Here is a 19,402-nt window from a genome sequence, read left to right on the forward strand (position 1 = left end):
CGCGGGCGCTTTTACCGAGGATTAACGGGCAGCGCGCTTCATTTCATTGTATCCGCAAACCCAGCGTGCTAAATTAGCGTCTTCGCCGGCCGATGGTGTTAATCCTCTACCAAGAACCGCGCACGGCTTTCAGCACGAATCAACGCTTTCCTTTTATGCCCCAGCACAAGTCCGCAGAGAAGCGCGTCCGTCAGAACGAGAAGCGCCGTGCCCGCAACCGCTACCACAAGGTGCGTATGCGCACGATGATCAAGCAACTCGAGGCCACGGAGAACCGGGCCGAGGCCGAGCCGCTCCTCAACGAAGTCAAGGGCTACCTCGACCGTCTCGCCACGAAGCGGGTCATCACCCCCAACAAGGCGGCACACACGAAGAGCCACCTCGACAAGATGGTCAACGCGCTCTAGTACGTTCACTTACGGCCCACACCGCGCACTCCGCCGTGTGGGCCGTCGCTGTAAGGGGGCTCGATTCTCGTTCCGTCGAGCGCTCTGCTTCGTTTGCCAGCGTTCTGCAGCGAGGCTCCGCTCTTTGATCTACCGCTTCGAGCGGAACCGTGTCTCCCGATCCTCAGTTGACGCGACAGCCGGACGCCCGAATCTTGGATAAAACGGCACTCGCCGTCTCCAATCTTCCGAGCCCCGGCGCCCCTTAGTACCGTAACGGCCGGGCCCTTCTTCTCCCTCAGCACGTCTTGAGAAAAGCGCCCGAACCCCGCCGTTTTATTGCATGTCACCGTATTATTTCGCATACTCCGTGTCAGGCCACCCCTGACCTTACTTGCGAATAACAACCCGGCTTCAGCCGGTTTGCCATCCACTCCCCTGTCACCCGAACCACACCCCAAGGAGAAGACACTATGACCAAGCGTCTACAATCTCCGCTCTTGCTGGCCTGCGCAACGTTCTTGCTCTTCGCCACAGTGGCGGAAGCCCAAGTCGCACGCCCGTACAAGACGCCTTATATCAGCGCTTACGGAGGCCTCGGCCTCTACGGCGGCGATATCGACGGAGCCCCGAATAACGACCCCGACAACGTCCTCAGCGACCCCGGCTACGCCGCCGCTGGCGAGATCGGCTACCAGTTCACGCCCTCGCTCGCCTTCGGTGTAGCGTATAACTACGGGAACTACCCCGAACTCCAGACCGACTTCGACGGCACCTTCACGAACGCCGTCGAGTCGCGCTCGCAGATCCAGGCGGCCTTCCGCTATTTCGTCTTCCCGTCTTCGAAGATCACGCCTTACGTCAAGCTCGGCGTGAGCTACTCGTTCGAGCCGGATTTCAGCGAGGTAACGGACAACGCGCCCGGTACGGGCGGTGCTGAAGAAACCACCGACGCCTGGGGCCCCCTCGTCGGCGGCGGTGTCGACCTCCTCCTCGGCCGGAAGTTCTCCCTCTTCCTCGAGGGCAACGCGGCGTTCCTCTTCCCGGATAACGCTATCGACGGCACGAACCCCGGTGCCCAGGGCATCGCGGGGGACAACTCCGACTTCGACTGGCTCGCCCTCATCGGTGGCGGCGCTCGCTTCTGGTTCCGCGGTGCGGTCCAAGAGGTCGAGGCGACCATCGACTGCGCTACGTCGCTGGAAGTGGGTCAGGCCGGCACGTTCACGGCGTTCGTCAACGAAGACGCCTCGGGCCCCCTCACCTACTCGTGGGCGTGGGGCGACGGCTCCTCCTCGAACGGCCTCGTAGCGACGCACAGCTACTCCGCCGCCGGGACCTACACCGTCACGTTCACCGCGACCGGCCCGGCTAACTCCGACACGGAGACCTGCCTCGTCACGGTCAACGAGCCGCCGATGGAAGCCCCGGTCCTCTCCGCGTGTGCCGCCCGTCCGATGACGGCGAATGTGGGTGAGACCGTCAACTTCTCGGCCACGTCTGCTGGCACCCGCCCCGTCACCTTCGAGTGGAACTTCGGCGACGGCACGACGGCCAGCACGCTCAATGCGACGCACGCCTACAACGAAGTCGGCACCTACAACGTCACCCTCACGGCGACGAACGAGGCCGGCAGCGACACGTGCACGATGACCGTCACGGTCGTCGATCGCTTCTGCGACGAAGTCACGGACCTGAACACGGTCTACTTCGACCGCAACATGAGCACGCTCGATGAGGAGGCCATGAGCCGCCTCGACGAGAACATCGCCGTCCTCGAGCGCTGCCCGGACATCTGCACGATCATCAACGCCTACGCGGATAGCCGCGAACGCGATGGTCTCCGCCTGTCCGAGCGCCGCGCCGCTGCGGTTGAAGCGTACTACGTCCAGAACGGCATCGATGCCAGCCGCCTCCGCGCTCGCGGCCTCGGCGTCGCTCCGGACGACAACTACAAGGAGGACCAGGGCGCCGGCAGCCGCCGCGCCGAGTCCATCCCCGTCCCCTGCACGGAGCTCGACTCCATGATGGACGGCGACATGGACATGGATGATGACATGGACATGGACGACGACATGGACATGGATGACGACGACGGTATGTAAGTCGTCCCTCCTCTGCTGAAAAGCAGGTAGTTTGGAAGGCGGGTCTGCAATCGCAGGCCCGCCTTTCTTCATATCCTCTCTGTATCTCCCACCGCCTGTCCCCCGATGCCCGGCTTCGACCTGCTCGCCCGCGAACGGATCGCGCACGCTCTCAAAGCAGAGGCTCGCCGCCTCGGCTTCGACGCGTGCGGCATCGCGAAGGCGGAACGATTGGACGTCGAAGCCGAGCGGCTCGAACGGTGGCTGCTCGAAGGCCGCCACGCCTCTATGCAGTGGATGGAGAACCACTTCGAGAAACGCGTGGACCCGCGCCTACTCGTCGACGGCGCGCAGACGGTGATCTCCGTGCTGCACAACTACCATCAGCCCGTGGCGCACGCCGATGGGCCGGAGGTCGGCAAGATCAGCCGGTATGCGTGGGGCGACGACTACCACGACGTGCTGAAAGAGAAGCTCTTCGCGCTCTACGCTTGGCTCGACGAGGCGGTCGGCGGCATCTCGGGGCGCGCGTTCGTCGACTCCGCGCCCGTGCTCGATAAGGCGTGGGCGGCACGGAGCGGGCTCGGGTGGGTCGGGAAGAGCACGATGTTGCTCAACCGAGAGCTGGGGTCGTTCTTCTTCATCGGCGAATTGATCGTGGACGTGCCGCTGCCGGCGGACGGACTCGTGCCGGACTACTGCGGCTCGTGCACACGCTGCCTCGATGCGTGCCCCACCGGCGCCCTCGACGCGCCGTACCAGATCGACGCGAACCGCTGCATCTCGTACCTCACGATCGAGCATCGCGGGGCCGAACTGCCCGACGGCGTGAGCAGCGAGGTCGGCAACTGGATCTTCGGCTGCGACATCTGCCAGGACGTGTGCCCGTGGAACAAGTTCAGCCGCCCGACGCAGGAGCCGCGCTTCCTCCCCCGCCCCGGCGTCACCGACACCGAGCTGCGCGAGTGGGTCGAGCTCGACCTCGAGGCTTTCCGCGCCCGCTTCCGCAAGAGCCCGGTGAAGCGAGCCAAGTTCGAAGGGTTCCAGCGCAACGTGCGGGCTGCGTTGGAGAGCCTGGGAGACGATGAGGCGAAGAGGCGAAGAGACGATGAGGCGAAGAGACGATGAGTGCGCGACCTGGAGGTGGCGCCGCCGCAAATCCTCGGCTCTTCGGTCCCTCGTTTCGTACCCCCTCAGCCGTCGGCGCGGGGCAGGGTCACGTCGAACCGCGTGCCCTCGCCGCGCTCGCTCGCCACGACGACGGTCCCGTTCATCGCTTCGACGATGCGCTTGACAATCGCGAGGCCGAGGCCCGAGCCCTCGTAGTTCCGGTTGAGCCGGTTGTCCTCCTGCGAGAACGGCTCGAAGAGGTCCGCCATGTAATCGGGCTCGATGCCGATCCCCGTGTCCTCGACGGTGATCCGCACGGCCGTCTCGTCCACGCCCGTGGCGATGCGGACGTGCCCGGCCTCGGTGAACTTCACCGCGTTCGAAACGAGGTGCTCGACGATCTGCTCGATCCGCCGCGCCTCGCCGAGCACGATCGGGTCGTCCGCCGCGAGGTCGAAGTCGAGGGCCACGCCGCGTTCGGCGAGGGCCGCTTTGTGGCCGGCCGTCACCTGCGTGACGATGGGGTGCAGCGCCACCGGGGCGCGGTCCACGTACATCCGCCCGCTCTGCAGGCTCGCGAGGTCGAATAGGTCGTTGACGAGGCGGAGCACCTTCTTCGTGCTCGTGCGGATCGTCGAGGCGAACTCGGTGACTTCGGGCGGGGCCTCAGGCAGCGCCGCGACCTCTTCCAGCAGCAGCTCGGCGAAGCCGCTGATGGCGCCGAGAGGAGTCCGGATCTCGTGGCTCATCGTGGCGAGGAACGTGGACTTCATCCGGGTAGCCGACTCCGCATCCTGCCGCGCCTGAATCAGCGTCGCCTCGGCCTCTTTCGCCTCGGTCACATCGGAGAGGATGCCCGCCACGACGGTGTGGCTCGTACGGTCGCGGCCGGGCGTGGCGCTCTCGCGCAGCCAGCGGACGCCGCCCTGCGCCGTGCGGATCCGATATACGAGCCGGCTCTCGTGTCCAGCGCGCAGGCGTTCCTCGTGCTTCGCCACAGCATCGCGGTCGTCGGCGAACACGACCGACCGGCCCCACGAGAGCTCGCCGGAGAGGAGTTCGTCCGTCGAATAGCCCGTCAGCGCTTCCATCTGCCGCGTGGCGAAGGAATACAATCGCTCCCCGCCCTCGGCAAAAGTGAACGAGAACAGGCTGTCCTCGACTGACGAGACGACCTGCCGGTAGCGAGCCTCGGCCAGCATCCACCCCCAGAGGGTCTCGAACAGCACGCCGAGGCGGCGGAGCGCGCGGCGCTCGGCGGGGGCCCACCGCTCCGGGGAGTCGCTGCGCCCCGTGAGCAGCAGCATGCCGCCCGGCTTTCCTTCCACCGTAAACGGCAGCACTACGGCTCCGCCCCCAATGGTTTCTGCCACGGCGCGCGGGAGCGTCCGCGTGGGATCGCTCGAGAGCGAAGCCCAGACTGCCGCGTCGAACCGGATCGGGGTACCGGATTCATCGGACGCGCCGCTCCACCGGGCCTGTTCGCCGAAGCTTTCGGCCCCCTCTTCGGGCAGCAGCACGGCGACGCAGTCGGCGCCCGCCGTCTCGCCGAGGATGCGCGCGGCGGCAGCGAGAAACGTGTGGGGTTCCGACGTGGACGCGAGCGCCGCGTCCCGCAGCGCGAGCCCTGCCTGGTCGTAGCGCTGGAGCACGCGGAGTTCCTCCTCGCGCTCGCGCTCTTCGGTGACGTCGGTGAGCATGAGCACGCCACCGATGATCCCCTCCTCGGGGTGCTGGATCGCCGCACCGTACACCTGCGCGATCCGCCTGCGTCCGTCGCTGCGCATGACGACGAGGTCGTCCGCTGTGAACGGGTCCCCTTCGGCCAGCATCCGCATCACGAGCGCGCACAGCCGGTCGTCAAAGCCGGCGATCTCGCTCAGCGCTCGACCGATCCACGCCGCGTCGGCGTCCTCGCCCGTAATCGTGCGGAGCCGGTGGTTCTCGAACGTGACGACGCCCTCCGCGTCGAGGTGGGCGATGCCGACGGGGCTCTGTTCGAGGAAGGTCTGGTAGAGCATTTCGCTCTGGAGGAGCGCGGCCGTCATCTCGTCGCGCTCGGTCACGTCCACGAACACCCCGCTCATCTCGTCGCCCTCGCTCTGGAGGCGGACGTTCGCCCGACGCATCGCGCCGCCGGCCGTCTGAAAGCGGATGCTCGTCTCCGCATGCCCCTGCCGGAGCGCGGAGCGGAGCGCGCCCGTCAGCCGGTGCCGGTCCTCGGGGTGGGTGATCTCCAGCCACAGCGGGCGGCCTACCATCGCCTCGGTCGCGTGGCCGGTGAGCCGAGCCGCCGCCTCGTTCGCGAAGCAGAGCGTGCCGTCGGGCCGCAGGCGGACGAGCGGGACCGGGAGGTGCGTCGCCACCGCTTCGAAGGGGCGCGCGGTCGTCGCCGTGCACTCCCCGCCCTCGCATTCTGGAAGTCGATGTCCGTTCGGGATCGACGTGTTACGATTGGTGGCGGACATCGGGGCGGCAACGGGCGAAACAGGCGGAAACGATGGGTGCTGCGTACGAACACGCGCAACGGTACGTCTCCTTCAAACTTGCTGCCAACTCGCCGCTACTCGGAGATCGGGTGCCGCCGCTCGGCCGGCACGACGGTCAGCAGCCACACGAACCCGGTGAGCACCTGCACGCTCGCGAAGAGGAAGATGATCGTCCCGAGGCTCGCCACGGCGTATTCGAGCAGGAGCGCCGCCGCCAGCACCGACGCCGATTCGACGAGGGTGACGAGCAGCCAGTCCGTCGCGAAGACGCGGCCCCGGAAGCGGTCCTCGGTGCGCTGCTGCAGGAGCACTGTCGAGAGCACCCAGTTCGCTCCGCTCGCGGCGTGCGCGAAGATGACGAGCGGGACGACGACCCACAGCCAGCCGACCTGGCTGATGAGGATGTAGCCGAGCCCGCTCAACGCCATGCACACGCCGAGGAGCGCGGGCCAGCGCTGCGCGTCGGGCAGCCACGCCCGCGCGAGGATCGGCCCGAGGCCGGTGCCGAGCCCGCGCGCCGAATACAGCAGGCCGATCCCGAGCGCGGGCTGGTCCGGCATGAGCGCTTCGGCGAGGAGGACGAGCATGAAGACCGGCGCGCCGCCGCCGATGCCCCACGCCGCTTTCGCGAGCGCGATGCGCCCGACGCTCGGCCGCTCGCGCATCCGCCGCCAGCCCTCGACGATCGTGCGGAGCCCGTCGCGCACCGGCGTCGCCGTCGGCTCGGCGGCCTCGGTGTCCTGCGGGATCACCGTCCGCCAGATGAACCACGCTGAGACGAGGTACGTCGCGCTGTCGATCACGAAGACGGCCTGCGGCCCGAGCGCCTCGACGGCGAGCCCACCGACCGCCGCACCAATCGCGAGCATCGTCGACCACGTCGCCGACATCAGCGCGTTCGCCGTCAGCAGATCTTGCCCCGGCACGATGTTCGGAATCGACGCGCTCTTGGCCGGGTTGAACACGGCGCTGATCGTGACCTGTAGCGCCGTCAGCGCGTAGATCAACCACACGTCCGCCGCGTCGCCGACGAGCAGGAAGCCGAGCACGACGACGGCCCGGATCAGGTCGGCGCCGATCATCACGCGGCGCCGGTTCCAGCGGTCCACGATCAGCCCGGCGACGGGCGAGGCGAGCGCGAGCGGCAGCATCTTCGTGATGAAGACGGCCCCGAGCGCGAGCGGCGACCCCGTCAGCTCCTCGATCAGCCGGTAGATGGCGATCGTGTTGAACCAGTCGCCGAAGAGCGAGACGATGTTGCCGCCCCACAGCCGCCGGAAGTTGACGTTCGTACGAACGAGTTCGACGTAGCCCGAGGGCGAGACGCTATCAGGAACAGGGCGCGGGCGGCCGTTCGACACGGAAAGAAGTTGTTCAGGTTAAGGCCGCACCTATAATTCCACTGTCATTGCGAGGAGCCGAAGGCGACGCGGCAATCTCCTTCGGTCTGCCGATTCCGTGGAGATTGCCACGTCGCTACGCTCCTCGCAATGACAAGCCGTGCTGGGTCTAGCTACTCTTACGATCCACGCCTACCTCCATCGAACCGCCAACCTCCTGCGGTGCGTTCACCCCTTCTCCGGACGCTGTGACTTCCGGCCGGAGGAGGGGGAAGAGGATCACGTCGCGGATCGAGTCCTGCCCGGTCATCAGCATCGCGAGCCGGTCGATGCCGACGCCGAGGCCGGCCGTCGGCGGCATGCCGTATTCGAGCGCGCGGAGGTAGTCCTCGTCGATCTGCCGGACGGCCTCGTCGTCGCCGGCCTGGGCGAGGCGGGCCTGCTCCTCGAAGCGGGCACGCTGGTCGAGCGGGTCGTTGAGCTCGGAGAAGGCGTTGCAAATCTCCTTCCCGTTGCAGATTAGTTCGAACCGCTCGGTCAGCCCTTCTTTTTCGCGGTGCCGCTTCGCGAGCGGCGAGAGCTCGACCGGATAATCTGTGATGAACGTCGGCTGGATGAGATGCGGCTCGACGTGCTCGCCGAAGATCTCGTCGATCAGCTTGCCCGTGCCCATCGAATCATCGACTTCGATGCCGAGCGACTTCGCGGCGGCGGCGACTTCGTCGCGGTCTTTCTGGTAGAGGTCGTGCCCCGTCTTTTCTGCGATGGCGTCGAAGAGCGGGATGCGCGCGAAGGGTCGGGCGAACGAGATCGTCGTCTCCCTCGCCTGCACCTCGGGCATCCCGTGCAGCGACTGGGTGACGCCCGCGATCATCTCCTCCACGAGGTCCATCATCCACCCGTAGTCCTTGTACGCGACGTAGAGTTCGAGCATCGTGAACTCCGGGTTGTGGAAGCGCGAGAGCCCCTCGTTGCGGAAGTCTTTCGCGATCTCGTACACCCCATCGAAGCCGCCGACGATGAGCCGCTTGAGGTAGAGCTCGTCCGCGATGCGGAGGAAGAGCGGCATGTCGAGCGCGTTGTGGTGCGTCGTGAACGGCCGCGCCGCCGCGCCGCCGTAGAGCGGCTGGAGCGCCGGCGTCTCGACCTCGACGTAGCCGCGAGCGTCGAGGAAGCGGCGAATCTCGGCGATCAGCCGCGCCCGCTGCCGGAAGACCTCGCGCACCTCGGGATTCACGACGAGGTCGACGTAGCGCTGACGGTAGCGGAATTCCTTGTCGGTGATCTCGTTGAACGTCTCGCCGTCCACCTCTTTCGGGAACGGGATCGGCCGGAGGCCTTTCGCGAGCGGCACGAGTTCGTCGGCCTCGACCGACACCTCGCCCATCTTCGTGCGAAACACCGTCCCGCGCACGCCGACGATGTCGCCGATGTCGAGCAGCTTTTTGACGACAGTGTTGTAGTAGCCCTCGGGCTCGCCGGGCTCCTGCAGGTTGTCGCGCTTGAGGTAGAGCTGGATCTTGCCCGTGCTGTCGATGAGGTCCACGAACATCACTTTGCCCTTACCCCGGATCGAGCGGAGCCGGCCGGCGAGGGAAACCCGGATCGGCTCGGTCCCCTCCCGTTCCGGGTCGTGCCGCTCGTCGTCGTAGGCGGCGAGGATGTCGGCGGCATGGTCAGTGACGTCCCACCCCGCAGCGGGGTACGGGTCGACCCCGTGCTCGCGGAGGGCGTCGAGGGACTGGCGGCGGACGGCTTCCTGTTCGGTCCGGTCGGACATGGGTGCGGGGCGTCGGGTGATGGGACGAGGGGATAAAAATAGAGACGCCCCGGTGGAGCGCCTCGCTACATACAGTGAAGACCGCGGCCGGTTCAGCCGCCGCTCGCGCTCCTGAGTTCGGCGTAGTCCGGGAGCGGACGGACCGTCATCGGGATCGGGTCGAACGGTCGATCCCGGAATGCCGCCGCGCCACGCCGGCCCGTCGACCGCGCCGTCTCCGCCAGCTCGATCCGCGCCAGCACGTCGAGGCCTTGGACGACCTCGCCAAAGATCGTGTACTGGCCGTCGAGGTGACTCGCATTGCCCGTGACGAGGTAGAACTGGCTCCCGCTGCTGCGTCGCTCGGGATTGACCTGATCGGCCTGCCGCGCTGCCGCGAGCGCGCCGATGGTATGCGTCGCGCCAGGCACGATCTCGGCCGGGAGCGTATAGCCGGGGCCACCCTGCCCATCGTTGATCGGGTCGTCGTCCTTCGTGTTCGGATCGCCGCCCTGCGCCATGAACCCCCGGATCACACGGTGGAACGTCGTCCCGTCGTAGAAGCTTTCGGCGACGAGCTTTTTGAAGTTGTCGCGGTGAACGGGCGTCGCGTCGGAGAGCCGGATGACGAGCGCGCCGAGCGGCGTGGCGATCTCGTAGTAGTTCGTCGCGGGGAGCGGCGTCGGGCCGGGCTCGGCGGCTTCTCTCGTTCCGGCACATCCTGCGACGAGGGCCGCGAGAAGGGCGAGGAGAGGCAGACGAAACCGGCGAGTCATGCGCGTGCTCAGTCGATCCAGCGATCCGCCTCGCTGAGGAGGCGGTCTTGGTGGCTGCGGAGGAGGTCGGCTGTGGCCTGGCCGAGCGCACGCGACGGCGCCTCGGCGGCCTGGCCGGAGGCGAGCGCATCCATCCGGTCCGCGCCTTCCTCCAGCGTCTCGATAGCCTCGGTAAGCGAGAACCACCACGTCGGGCGGTGGACCGGGTCGGGCTTGCGCGGCGCGCGGACCTTGCGGGCGAGCCGCGCCGACCACGACTTCGCGTGGGAGTCCGCGGGCATGAGGCATCGTCCCTGGTGGTCGAGGGACGCCTGGAGCACGTCGGAAACGGCGCGGAGTTCGCCGCTCATCCCTCGGAGCGCGTCCTGCTGGGCCAGCGAAAGGGCCGCTTCTTCGGCTACCTCTTCGCGCCGGAGGGCGCGCTGGACCGTCTGTGCCGCCGCAGCGAGCGTGGACTGAAACGCAATCGCGGAACCCTGCTTCTCGGCGCGAGCGGCAAGCTCCCGGACTTCTTCAACGAGTGGAATACAAACTTCCATATGGGAGGCAAAAGAGCCGACATGACTCATTCTGCCGTAGTTGGACATAACGAACGCGCAAGTACCGGACGCCAGCAAGGCAGTTCCGCACGCCATCTATTTCACCGTTCCTTACAGCCTGCTAAACAGCGGGTTCGCATAACGACCCGGCTCTGCCCACATGCTCCTGACCCGGGCCTACGAGTCCGTACGCACGGGTTCACGCCGCAGCCCCACCTCCTCGCGCACCGCGTGCGTGACGGGCAGCGGCATCGTGACCATCTTGCTCAACAGGGAGAGCATCTCCTCGGCGCGGGCCGGGTCGAGGCGGCTGCTGCGGACGGCGAGCGTGACCGTCTCCATCGCGAGCGACGCATAGACGGGGATGAGGTGAGGCAGGTACCGGCGTAGGGCGAGCCCGTGCTTGTGCACCGTCTCCAGGTCGCCGCGCAGGATCGGCCCCGTGAGGGCCTCCTCCGGCGACGAGGCGGCGAGGTTGGAGAGCGTCCCGTGGATGAGCGGCGCCATCACCTCCTGCGCCGTCGAACGGTCGATGTCGAGCGACTGGAAGACCTGCTGCACGACGGCGTTGAGCGTCACGAGGTAGTTCGACGCGATCGAGGCGGCGAGGTGGTAGCGCGGCTTCGCATCGGCCGAGAGGATGAGGTAGCGCATCCCCAACCCCACGGCGAACTCGATGCCGGCGGCGAGCGACGGCGGCTCGCCCTCGATCCCGGCGTAGACGCCTTCGAGCGCTTCCGGGCCGCTCGTCATGGTGAGAGCCTGGAGCGGGTGGAACGAGAGCGTCCGCGCGCCCTCCTCAGCGACAGGGCGCAGCACGCTCGCGGGGAGCGCGCCCGACGTGTGCATCACGACCGTCTTCCGCCACGGGTGCGAGATCCGGCTCAGCCGGCTCGCCACCTCCGACAGCTTGCCGTCGGGGATGCAGCAGACGATGAGGCGCGACTCCGCCGGGAGGTCGTGGAGGCTGTCCGATGCGATGCGGGCGCCCACGGCGTGGGCGAGGTCCTCGGCGTGGTCCCGCGTCCTGCTGATGACGGCGAGCACGGGATAGCCCCGCTCGCGCAGCCGGGCAGCCAGCACACGCCCCATCGCGCCGGCGCCGATGACCGTGACGCTGGGACGAGGATCGTTGAATGCTGCTGCGTATGCGGTCATAGAAACGTGTCGTGCATGATATCGTGGGGCTCGCCGCAGGAGGCGGTCACTCGCGCCAGAGGGCGCACGCCATCGCGCCGATCCGGTCCCCCTCGGGCAGCTCCATGCGGAGCACCTTCGCCCGGTTGGCCTTGCGGTACTGGGCCGCGAGCACGGCGGCGATGATCGCCCCCATGCCCTCGACGCGGACCTGCTCGCTTCCGAGGAGGTGCATCAGCCGGCTCGTATCGAACGACTCTAGCGCGGTCTCGAACTCCTGCGCAGCATCGCCCTCGACGCTGAGGAGGTCCGCCGAGGCGACGACGAGCATCCGGTGCCCGTACATCACCTCGCCGATGGCGTGGCCGAGTTCGCGGCACAACGCCGGCGCCTCGCTCCCCATCACGATCGGCACCACCTTGAAGTCTGGGCCGAGCACGCGCTGGAGGAACGGGAGCTGCACGTCGACGCCCTCGGTGTGGTAGTGGCCCTGGTCGTCGATGTAGATGTCGTCGTCCTCGTCGCAGAGCTCGTTGCGGACGGCGTCGTTGATCTCGATGTCCCCGAAGGGCGAGCGGTAGCGGTTGACGCTGCAGATGGCGAGGCGCTCGAAGGCCCCGTCGTGGCTCGGCGCGACGATGAGGACCGTCTCGTAGCTCCGCCCTTCGAGCAGCTTGTACGCGGCCGCCGAGACCTCCCCTCCACTCTGGAGGTTGGAGTCGGGGACGATGAGCGCGAGGAGGTCGCCCTCGACGGACGCGGGCTCGGCGTCGCGGAGTAGTTGGTCGATCTCGGCAGCGAGCGGGGCGGGCTGCGTGGCGTAGACGGCGCGATCGGCGATGGACATGAGGGGAGGCAGAAGGTGAGCGCGGGCAGGAGTGGAGTCGCAAGGCAATTCGCAGAGCGATGCGGAGGGTCGAACGGTCAGCGGCCGGCGTTGGTACGTCGGCTTCGCTACTGTGAGGCGGACCCGTCGCTGCTACGTTACGACTGAACCGCCTGAACCGTTCGTCCGGTTCCATCCTAGCCGGGGTCCTCCCCCTTTCAAATCGGGTGCCACGGTGCATCACCGCAGCACAGGGGGGCGTAAAGGGGAGCGGCCGGTACAGGAAAGGCCAGACCGCGTAGCACGCAGTCTGGCCTCCGGATGTGGGCCCTACTGGATTTGAACCAGTGACCTCTCGCGTGTGAGGCGAGCGCTCTAAACCGCTGAGCTAAGGGCCCATTGCGCCGTCGCGGGCGGCACGGATATTACTGCGCGGCCCGGCCGAAAACAAGGCAGCGACGCCCCGCCCCCGCGCCTTTGCCATTTGTTCGAAGGGCGCTTGACTCGACCCCACCGGGATAACCGAGCCCCCTTACGAAACGACGGGCGGCCCTCCGCAGAGCGCCGCCCGTCCTCCGTCCATTCGCCGTACTTACTCCTCCTTCGCTGAGTACACCTCTTTGAGCAGGCTCTGGAGCTTCGTGCGGCCGCGGTTGATCCGGCTCTTCACCGTCCCCATCGGGAGCCCCGTGATCTCGGCGATCTCCTCGTAGGCGAGGTTCTGCACGTCGCGCAGCACGACGACCTCGCGGAACTCCTCGGGGATCTGCTTCAAGGCCTCTTGGATGTGGCGGTCCTGGATCGTGCTCTCCGTGTGCTTGTCCGGGGAGAACTGCTCGTCCGGGATCTCGACCTCGTACTCCTCGTCGTCGCGGTTGACGCTCTGGAGGGAGTAGAGCCGGCGGCGCTTCCGCTTGCGGTACTCGCTGCGCGCGAGGTTGCCGGCGATCGTGTAGAGCCACGTCGAGTACTTCGCGATGCGGCGGTACGAATGCCGGTTGCGGTAGACGCGGAGGAACGTCTCCTGCAGCAAGTCCTCGCACTCCTTCATGTCGCCGAGGAAGCGGTAGATGTAGTTCGTGAGCGGGTCCTTGTAGCGGCTCACGAGGATGTCGAACGCCTCGACGGTCCCCGCCTGGAACTGCGCCATGAGGTCCTCGTCGCTCATCTGGAGCAGCGTGTCGTAGTGCTTGCTCTGGGGCTTGACGCTGAGCTGGTTCCGGTTTACGACCTTGCGGGTTTTCAGGGTACTCGTCGCCATGGTGGGTCTCAGGTGTCAGGCAGCCGGGGCACCGGCGGCCAGGGTGTCAGGAGGAACGCGAGAAGTCAAGGATCGTGCCTGGCAGGGACGCCCTCCGCCGGCCCGAGGACCCGCCCGAGGGCGAGGAGGAGCACGAGGCGCTCATCGCGCTCGGCCCCCCCTTTCAGCTCGTAGTCGGCGGCGAGGAGCGCTTCGAATGCGCGCCGCACCGTGGCCGGGCCGAGGCGGCGGAGCGCAAACTGGTATTCTTTCAGAAAATACGGAGGGACACCGATATGCCGCGCGAGCTCTTGCTGGGGGACGCGGCGCGCGAGGCCCGCCTGCAACTTGCGCAGCTTTACAAAGTACCGCGACAGCATCGTGACGACCATCAGCGCCTCGCCTCGCCGGCTCGCCGCCTGCTGCAGCAGGCGCTCGACGATCGCCGTCGCACGCTGCCGGTCGCCCTCGCCGACGGCTTTCTGCAGCTCGAACACGTTGAACTCGCGGAGGTGGCCCCCGGCCGTCAGAACGTCTTCCTCGGTCACGTTCGTGCGCGCGCCGACGAACGCGGTCAGCTTGTCGAGCTCGGCGGCGGCGGTGCGGAGGTCGGTCCCCACTTCCTGCGCGAGCATCTGCGCGGCGCCGGGCGCCATCGTCATCCCCATCGACCGCGCACGTGCGTCGATCCACCCCGGCATCTGCCGGTCGTAGAGCGGCTTGAACTCGACGGCGACGGCGTGCTCGCGGAGCGCGCGGTACGGGTGTGCGGAGAGGTTCGGCTTGCTCCCGCAGAGGAGGAGCACGACGGCCGTGGGGTTCGGCCGCTCGGCGTACTCCTTGAACGCGCGGTTCTCGGCCAGCTTCTCGAACGAGCGGACGACGACGACGCGACGCTGTGCCATCACGGGGTAGCCCATGCACGCGGCCAGCACCTGCCGCGCGTCGGCGTCGGGGCCGTGGAAGAGGTCGAAGTTGAAGTCGCGCTCGCCGGGCTGGAGGGCGTGCTCGACGAGGAGGGCCTGCAGCTCGTCCATCAGGAATCCCTCGTCGCCGTAGAAGAAGTACAGCGGCTTGACGTTGCCGTGCCGGAAGGCCACGGCCAGATCGTCGAAGGAGGGAGACGAGGCTGCCATCGGAAGGGGTGAGTGAGAACGCGTCGAATCGCTCGTCGGCGAATGTACCGCTCGGGGTCGCCAGCGTCGGGTCACACGCTGCGGGCTCGTCCCAGAAAAGACGCAAGGGCAGCGCCAGAGTTACGCCGACCCGTTCCGGCACCCTGGCAATCGAAGCTACCCCGGCAGGGGATAGGAATGACTAGTGGGCATCCACGATTCACGTATGGTGCGAACCCCGATACACGACCCGATGCTAGCCGACCGCTCACTTCGGGAGGTCGACGGCCCGCTCACTTCGGGAGGTCGACGGCGCGTTCGGTGATGTGGCTCTCGTGCATCCGGTACGCGAGCCGCCGCAGCTCCGCCGCGTCGTGGTGAGCGATCGCGAGGGCAAAGCCGGCCACGTCGCGGCGTTCGCCGTCGGGGAACGTCGCGGCACGACTCCATTCGGCCGCCGGGACGCGCTCGAAAGCGTCAAGGAGAGCTTCCCGCGCGATGCGGACGTCGGCGAGGGCGGCGGCTAAGTCGCCACGCACCACGCCGTCGGGGTCCGCTGCGTCGAAGGCGGGCTCGTCTTCGGACACGATGCGGCGCAGGCGATCCGTGTAGACCTCGCGGTCGAGCGCGGCGAGGTGGGCGAGCGTTGCCAGCACGGAGCGCTCCCCGGGCAGACTCGCCGCGAGGTAATCGGCGGGGAGGCGGGCGAGGAGCGGCGCGAGCACCTCGACCTCGGCGACGAGGTAGCCGAGTTGGTCGAGGAGGGCGGTGCGGCGGTCGGCGGGGACGTTCACGACTGCGGGGCGTCGGCGAGCGCGGGCGGCTGCTCGGCGGGGTCGATCTCCTTCGCCTCAATGCGGGCCTCGGCCACGGCGAAGTCGAGCCGATTGCGGACGGTGTGGATGTTGTTCTCGTGCTTGAAGTCCCAGTGTTGTCCGAACTGCGGGTTCTTCTGGCGCTGGAGGTACGCGAGCCGGTCCGTCAGGAACTCCTTCGGGATGAGCAGCCGGTCGAGCCCGAAGATGGCCTCGTCGCGGTGCTGGAACGTGAGGTCGTACTCCTTCGACATGATGATGGCCTCCTCGGGGCAGACCTCCTCGCAGTAGCCGCAGTAGATGCAGCGGAGCATGTTGATCTCGAACCACTCGGGCTCGCGCTCCTTGATGTCGTCGAACACCTCGTGCGACTGCATCGAGATCGCGAGCGGCGGGCAGACGCGGGCGCACAGCCCGCACGAGACGCAGCGCGGGCGCCCCCCCTCCTCCACGAGCACGGGCCGGCCGCGGTACGAGTCCGGCGGGTACCACTGCTCCTCCGGGTACTCGAACGTGTAGCGCGGCGCGCTCATCTTCGAGAACGAGTAGCCGAGCCCTTTGAAGATCTCCGGGAGGTAGAGCTTCTCCCAGAAATTCAGCTTGCGTTCGTTCGGGGTCGCGTTGTTGACGGGGGTGCCGGCCATCGGAGGTGCGGGTGAGGAAACGGGGGCGTGCCGGAAGATACGGCGAGGCGGGGGTGCGGTCTAACGCGCGCGGCGGTCGACGGATTCAGAAAACCGCCTCAGCTAAAGAACACGAGCCGGGCGACGAGGAGCGCGGCGAAGCCGGCGATCCCCGCGCCGAACCACATCAGCGGCCGGATCGCGCGCTCCGTCCCCAGCGCCCACAGCGCGAGCCCGACCGAGAGGACGAAGAAGCTGCCCGCGAGGGCCGTGAAGCCCGCGAGCGCGAACCCCACGGTGACGAGGAGGAAGACGGCGGGCAGGACGTACGGGCGGGGAAACATGGGATCACTTCGGGTCGATGGTGATGGAGAGCGGGGCGAGCAGCGCGGCGACGGTCGGCTCGACCGCTCCGCCGACGACGATCCGCCGCGTGAGCGCGAGCGCGACCGCCTCGCCGTGGCGCGGGTCCGTGTTCGGAATCCGGTCGGCGATGCGGAGGCCGTGGGCCCCGACGAAGTCATCGTCGCCGATGCAGGCGGGATAGGGCGGGAAGTCGTCGTCTTCGTAATAGCTCCCGACGGCGGGCGCGAAGCCTTCGGCGGTGACGGCGTGGAACGTGACGAGCGTGCCTTCCGGTCCCGTCACGGCCTGCCACGTCGGTGCCTCGTCCCGCAGCGCGTCCGGCTCGCCATCGACGGCCACGCCGTAGGAGTGGTTCGCGTCGGTGTACGTCATCCCGCGCGCGGCGTCGCTGAGGTCGAGGTAGCTCATCACGCCGGGGACGGGGTGGACGCGGAGCGCCGAGCGCGTCTCGATGAGCCGGTCGTAGAACAGCCACGTCTGCTGCACGAGCGGCCCGCTGTTGAACCCGACGACGCCCCGGATCGCCCGCACCGGCCCGCTCCGGTTGACGACGAACGCGCCCTCGCTGAGCGAGCCGGTGTACGGCGTCCGCCAGCAGATCCCCGGCCCGAACCCGATCATGTCTACGTCGAGCAGGTCCGGCCCGCCCGCCACGGCGAGTTCGTCGAGCAGCCAGCGATCGGCGAAGCGGGCGCGGTAGTGCGGCGTCGTGACGCGCGAGTTTTCGGGGTTCGAGCCGACGCGGTCACCGGAGGCGAATCCGTAGGGGAAGCCGAGAATCGGCGGCATCCGCCCGCCGTGGTCGTAGGTCGCGAGGTAGGGGCCGCGTTCGAGCACGAGGTCGTACGCAATCGTACTCGTGCTCTCGCGATCCGCCCCGGCGAGCCGGCGGTAGAGATAGGCATAGCGCGTCGCGCCGTCCGCCTCGACCGCCACCACGGTCCGGGTCGCCGGGTCCACGCCGGCCGGGTCGGCGTCGGTCTCCCCGCCAAAGTCCCGGAGCATGAGAGCGAGTTCGTCGAGCGCGTCGAACGTCGGATCGGGATCGGCCCCGACGTGGGTGTTCGGATCGGCGTAGCCGGCTTCGACGACGTGGCCTTCGAGGTCGCGGCACCACGCGTGGCGCGGGCAGTCGCGGGGTTCGAAGCCGGGCGGATAGGCGCGCGCGAGGTCATAGACGAACCGCTCGTCCACCTGCACCGGGATCGGCGCGAGCGCCCCGTCGCGCAGGGCGAACGCGGCGATCTCGTCCGGCGCAACGCCCAGCAGCCGCGGCGTCTGCTCGCCGACGAGCACGACCGGCCGGAAGTCCGGCTGCGCCTGCGCCGCCGCCGTCAGCAACACGGCGAGGCCGAGCGCCCGCGCCGTCATTTTTGCTTGAACGCGAGCGTGAGCGGGACGCCCTCGAACCCGAACGCGTCGCGGATCTGGTTCTCGAGGTAGCGCCGGTACGGTTCCTTCACGCCGGTCGGGTGGTTGCAGTAAAACGCGAACACCGGCGGCTCGATGCGGACCTGCGTGGCGTACTTGATCCGGATCTGGTTGCCGCCCACGGCCGGCGGGTGGTGCGCCTTGAGGGCCTTCTGGATGACCTCGTTGAGCTTGCTCGTCGAGACCTGACGCGACCGCTCGGCGGCGACGGTGAGGGCCTTTTCCAGCACGCGCTCCTTCCGCTGCCCCGTCAGCGCGGAGATGAACAGGACGGGGATGTAGCTCAGCGTGCCCAGCTTCTCGTGGACGGCCCGCTCGAAATCGCGCGCCGTGTTCGTCTCCTTCTCGACGAGGTCCCACTTGTTGACGACGAGGACGAGCCCCTTCTTCATCGACTCGGCCTGCCGGATGATGCGGGCGTCCTGCGCCTCCAGCCCGAGCGTCGCGTCGAGCAGCACCACGGCCACGTCGCACGACTGAATCGCGCGCTCGGTGCGGAGCGTGGAGTAGAACTCGACGTTCTCCTGCACCTTCGATTTCTTGCGGAGCCCAGCCGTGTCCACGAGCACGACCGGCTGCCCCTCGTACTCCACGAGCACGTCGACGGAGTCCCGTGTCGTCCCGCTGATCTCGGTGACAATCGAGCGCTCCTGGCCGAGGAGGGCGTTCGTCAGCGACGACTTGCCGACGTTCGGGCGGCCGATGAACGCGATGCGCGGGGCGTCGAGGTCGTCCTCGTCCGACTCCGGCGGGAGGGCGTCGACGAGCACGTCGAGGAAGTCGCCCGTGCCGCTGCCGTTGACCGAACTGATGGGGTAGACCTCGCCGAGCCCGAGGGCGTAGAACTCCGCTGCGTCGAGCCGGCGCGTCGCGCTGTCGGCCTTGTTGGCCACGACGAACACGGGTTTATCCGTCCGCCGCAGGACCGTCGCCATCTCCGCGTCGAGGTCCGTGATGCCCGTCGTCACGTCGCCGACGAAGATGATGGCGTCGGCCTCGTCGAGCGCGATCTGGACCTGCTCGCGGATGGCCGCCTCGAACCGGTCGGCCGAGCGGGCAACGAAGCCGCCGGTGTCGACGAGGTCGAAGGTCCGGCCGTTCCACTCGGCGTCGCCGTAGATCCGGTCGCGCGTGACGCCGGGCTCGTCGTGGACGATGGCCTGCCGCTGCTCCGTAAGCCGGTTAAAGAGAGTGCTCTTGCCGACATTGGGCCGGCCGACGATGGCGACGAGGGGCATGGAGAACGCTCGAACAGCGGGAGTAAAGACAAGGAATGGGAGCCCTACGGCGTTCAAGCTACGCCGTTCCGCGCACGGCACGGGGGCTTCGCCTATTCTGCATCCCGTCCGGCGTTGCGCATGCGCCA

At 67.8% G+C, this 19,402-nt stretch carries 17 protein-coding genes and 1 tRNA gene; 3 read left to right on the plus strand and 15 right to left on the minus strand.

What is annotated here, in order from left to right; genetic code table 11:
• Positions 1-155 precede the first annotated feature (155 nt).
• From rpsT to queG, 3 genes are all read left to right on the plus strand, one after another.
• Positions 156-407 carry a 30S ribosomal protein S20 gene (rpsT, locus tag ABJF88_02005; GenBank protein MEP0545683.1) on the plus strand — a complete coding sequence of 84 codons (252 nt, stop codon included), beginning with the start codon at positions 156-158 and terminating at the stop codon, positions 405-407.
• 452 nt (positions 408-859) lie between these two features.
• Positions 860-2,491 (plus strand): PKD domain-containing protein, encoded by a 1,632-nt coding sequence (locus tag ABJF88_02010; GenBank protein ID MEP0545684.1) that lies wholly within the window; start codon positions 860-862, stop codon positions 2,489-2,491.
• Between the two features lie 105 nt (positions 2,492-2,596).
• Positions 2,597-3,598 carry a tRNA epoxyqueuosine(34) reductase QueG gene (queG, locus tag ABJF88_02015; GenBank protein ID MEP0545685.1) on the plus strand — a complete coding sequence of 334 codons (1,002 nt, stop codon included), beginning with the start codon at positions 2,597-2,599 and terminating at the stop codon, positions 3,596-3,598.
• 65 nt (positions 3,599-3,663) lie between these two features.
• Here the strand turns inward: queG and ABJF88_02020 are convergent, their stop codons facing one another.
• From ABJF88_02020 to der, 15 genes are all read right to left on the minus strand, one after another.
• Positions 3,664-6,048 carry a PAS domain S-box protein gene (locus tag ABJF88_02020; GenBank protein MEP0545686.1) on the minus strand — a complete coding sequence of 795 codons (2,385 nt, stop codon included), beginning with the start codon at positions 6,046-6,048 and terminating at the stop codon, positions 3,664-3,666.
• 95 nt (positions 6,049-6,143) lie between these two features.
• On the minus strand, positions 6,144-7,430 hold the full coding sequence (locus ABJF88_02025; GenBank protein MEP0545687.1) for an MFS transporter: 1,287 nt from the start codon (positions 7,428-7,430) through the stop codon (positions 6,144-6,146).
• A 148-nt stretch (positions 7,431-7,578) separates the two neighbouring features.
• A complete protein-coding gene (gene lysS, locus ABJF88_02030; protein MEP0545688.1) occupies positions 7,579-9,189 on the minus strand; it encodes a lysine--tRNA ligase in 1,611 nt (536 codons plus the stop codon).
• Positions 9,190-9,281: 92 nt separating this feature from the next.
• Positions 9,282-9,944 (minus strand): peptidylprolyl isomerase, encoded by a 663-nt coding sequence (locus ABJF88_02035; protein MEP0545689.1) that lies wholly within the window; start codon positions 9,942-9,944, stop codon positions 9,282-9,284.
• 8 nt (positions 9,945-9,952) lie between these two features.
• Positions 9,953-10,483 carry a hypothetical protein gene (locus ABJF88_02040; protein MEP0545690.1) on the minus strand — a complete coding sequence of 177 codons (531 nt, stop codon included), beginning with the start codon at positions 10,481-10,483 and terminating at the stop codon, positions 9,953-9,955.
• 177 nt (positions 10,484-10,660) lie between these two features.
• The gene (locus ABJF88_02045) at positions 10,661-11,641 is read right to left on the minus strand and encodes a Rossmann-like and DUF2520 domain-containing protein (GenBank protein ID MEP0545691.1); all 981 of its coding nucleotides are present in this window, start codon (positions 11,639-11,641) and stop codon (positions 10,661-10,663) included.
• Positions 11,642-11,687: 46 nt separating this feature from the next.
• Positions 11,688-12,467 carry an AmmeMemoRadiSam system protein B gene (amrB, locus tag ABJF88_02050; protein ID MEP0545692.1) on the minus strand — a complete coding sequence of 260 codons (780 nt, stop codon included), beginning with the start codon at positions 12,465-12,467 and terminating at the stop codon, positions 11,688-11,690.
• A gap of 303 nt (positions 12,468-12,770) precedes the next feature.
• Positions 12,771-12,844 (minus strand) — tRNA-Val (locus ABJF88_02055).
• 194 nt (positions 12,845-13,038) lie between these two features.
• Complete coding sequence (locus ABJF88_02060) at positions 13,039-13,614, minus strand: sigma-70 family RNA polymerase sigma factor (GenBank protein ID MEP0545693.1); 576 nt, start codon at positions 13,612-13,614, stop codon at positions 13,039-13,041.
• Between the two features lie 158 nt (positions 13,615-13,772).
• Positions 13,773-14,822 carry a DNA polymerase III subunit delta gene (gene holA, locus ABJF88_02065; GenBank protein ID MEP0545694.1) on the minus strand — a complete coding sequence of 350 codons (1,050 nt, stop codon included), beginning with the start codon at positions 14,820-14,822 and terminating at the stop codon, positions 13,773-13,775.
• A gap of 272 nt (positions 14,823-15,094) precedes the next feature.
• Positions 15,095-15,595 (minus strand): DinB family protein, encoded by a 501-nt coding sequence (locus ABJF88_02070; protein MEP0545695.1) that lies wholly within the window; start codon positions 15,593-15,595, stop codon positions 15,095-15,097.
• On the minus strand, positions 15,592-16,260 hold the full coding sequence (locus tag ABJF88_02075) for an NADH-quinone oxidoreductase subunit I (protein ID MEP0545696.1): 669 nt from the start codon (positions 16,258-16,260) through the stop codon (positions 15,592-15,594). Before ABJF88_02075 ends, ABJF88_02070 begins: the two co-directional genes overlap by 4 nt.
• Positions 16,261-16,358: 98 nt before the next feature.
• Positions 16,359-16,583 (minus strand): hypothetical protein, encoded by a 225-nt coding sequence (locus tag ABJF88_02080; protein MEP0545697.1) that lies wholly within the window; start codon positions 16,581-16,583, stop codon positions 16,359-16,361.
• A 4-nt stretch (positions 16,584-16,587) separates the two neighbouring features.
• Positions 16,588-17,976: a hypothetical protein gene (locus ABJF88_02085; GenBank protein ID MEP0545698.1), complete on the minus strand. Its 1,389-nt coding sequence runs from the start codon at positions 17,974-17,976 to the stop codon at positions 16,588-16,590.
• Complete coding sequence (der, locus tag ABJF88_02090; GenBank protein MEP0545699.1) at positions 17,973-19,274, minus strand: ribosome biogenesis GTPase Der; 1,302 nt, start codon at positions 19,272-19,274, stop codon at positions 17,973-17,975. The genes ABJF88_02085 and der overlap by 4 nt, the downstream gene beginning before the upstream one ends.
• Positions 19,275-19,402 lie beyond the last annotated feature (128 nt).

The sequence above is a fragment of the Rhodothermales bacterium genome, from assembly GCA_039944855.1.
Lineage (GTDB): Bacteria > Bacteroidota > Rhodothermia > Rhodothermales > JANQRZ01 > JBBSMX01.